General features: G+C 71.7%; 1 protein-coding gene. It reads right to left on the reverse strand.

Annotation, left to right across the window (positions count from 1 at the left end):
* Window positions 1-1,130: 1,130 nt before the first annotated feature.
* On the reverse strand, window positions 1,131-2,053 hold a 923-nt coding region (locus tag TFC3_RS34000; RefSeq protein ID WP_067510369.1), incomplete at its 5' end, for a diacylglycerol kinase family protein.

Below are 2,053 nucleotides of genomic sequence, written 5' to 3' on the forward strand. Positions count from 1 at the left end.
GCTGGGGGGTGGCTTGGCTTGTGGGGCGGCCGTTGGGTGGTACGTCGGGCCGCCGCTTTCTTGGACGGTTGCGCTGGCGGTGGCGCGGGCGGAGGGCGCCTCGTCCGGGGCAAGAGGCTTCGGCGCTGCGGTGGACTCGGGAGTGGCGGGGCGCTGCAGCGGCTGTGACCAGGGGGGATCATTCGGGCCGTGGGAAGCGGCCTCGGACGAACCGGTACGCGACGCGTCAGCGGGGGTTTCCGAAGAAGCGGAAGCCGCAGCCCCAGCGGGGGTCACGGAAGCAACGCCAGGCACGGAACCGGGACCAGGCGCGTATCCGGGACCGGGCGCAGAAGCAGGGCCAGGGGTGGGAGGCGTGCTGGGCACGGAGGCTGAGCCAGGCGCGGAGGCCGGAACGCCGGAGGCCGGAGCTGCGCCGGTTCCACCAGCGGCAACGGATGCGGTCCCAGAGACGGGCGCGCTCGGGCCGCCGGTGACAGTAGCCCCGGACCCTGCGGCAGGGTTGGCGGCGCCGCGGAACAAGCTACGGTCCGGACCGCCGGAAACCTGCGCCGACGCAGAGAAGTGCCCAGCGCCAGGACCGGCAGGGGCAGCGTGACCCCAAGGTCCTCCTCCCCCACCCGGCTGAGGGGCGGGAACGGCAGAACCGTGCACCACAGCCGGCGCACCAGGCGGAATCGGTCCACCGGAACCGCTGTGGGCCGGATAAGCCGGACCATGCTGCGGGACCGCCGACGGCCGATACACGCCCGGCTCTGAACCCCCGGACGAGGAACCCCCGGACGAGGAACCCGCGCGCGACGGATCATCGGGCGGAAAGCCCGCAGGCGAGGGGCCGCCAGGCGAAGAACCGGCAGGAGGAAGAGGTCCCGCCGGCGGGAAAGGGGTCGACGGCAGCGGGGCTGACTGCGGTGGAGGGGGGAAGGCCGGGGCCGGGTCGTGCGGGACTGGGCGGCCGCCGTGGATGGGGGCCGTGGCGTCCAGTTCTTCCGGAGGCCAGAACGGTTCTACGTCCCGGTCGGGTGGTGAGCCGTTCGTACCCGGGACGTAGACGCGATCGGCGTTCTCGTCCTCCACGGATGGGTCCTCCCCGTCTGGCAGTCAGTACCGTTCCAGCCTCGCACAAACGCTCAGGTGGCGTACACCGCCCATGCCCCGGGCTCCGTCCACCAAGAGCGTTTCCGGGTAGTGCTTCCCGCCACACCATCATCCAGGAACTGCAGTTCGCCGTCGCGTGGTAGCACGGAGACGGCTCGGCCTCGGGCTCGGCGCACTTCTATGCGTACCCGTGGCTTCTTGAAACGCTGTTTGACCACGACCGGGACTGCCACCGCCACCTCGACCCGGCCGTCGGTGGGATCGCCGTCGGCCAGCAGTTGGATGCCGTCGAACTCGGCGTAGGCACCGCCGTTACCGATCGCACACGCGAGGATGCCGTCAGTGCCGTCGGAGAGCACCGCATCGTCCACCTCGACCCGGCCCCGCCACGGCACCGCACGCCCGTTGTCGTCGACCCCACCCACCAGCGCACCATCCACAGTGACCGAACCGCCGTCGTTGCGCAGCAGGTCAAGACGCCGGACTGAGCCTCCCAGCACGGCCGACGCCACTTGCGCGGGATCTCGGGGCAGGCCCAGCTGAGCGGCCAGATCCTCGGTGTTCGCCGGATCCAGGGGCAGGATCGCGATCGGCGGAAGGTCCGGGACAGTGCGGTTGCCGGCGAGATCGGCCGGGCGTTTGCTGGGCGGCGGCGCGTACCGGCGGACCAATCGGCGCATGACGGCGCGTAACTGGCCGTCGGTAGCGGTCGCCACGACCAGCCGGATCTTGCCGTCCGCATCGGGCCAATCGAGGCCGTCGGGGCGAGGCGGGGCGTCCAGGCGGGCGATCACCGCGTCGATCTCGGCATCGGAGCCAGCCACGACGGTTTCGACCCGCGCACCGGCCTCGGCCAGCGCTTCCGCACACTTCAGCACGGGCACGCGAGGGGCGCAATCAGGCCCTTTATCCGGTACGCCACAAGCGCCGCAATCGCCCCCGCAGCCACCACCCC

It is taken from the genome of Actinoplanes sp. TFC3 (assembly GCF_001553785.1).
Lineage (GTDB): Bacteria > Actinomycetota > Actinomycetes > Mycobacteriales > Micromonosporaceae > Actinoplanes.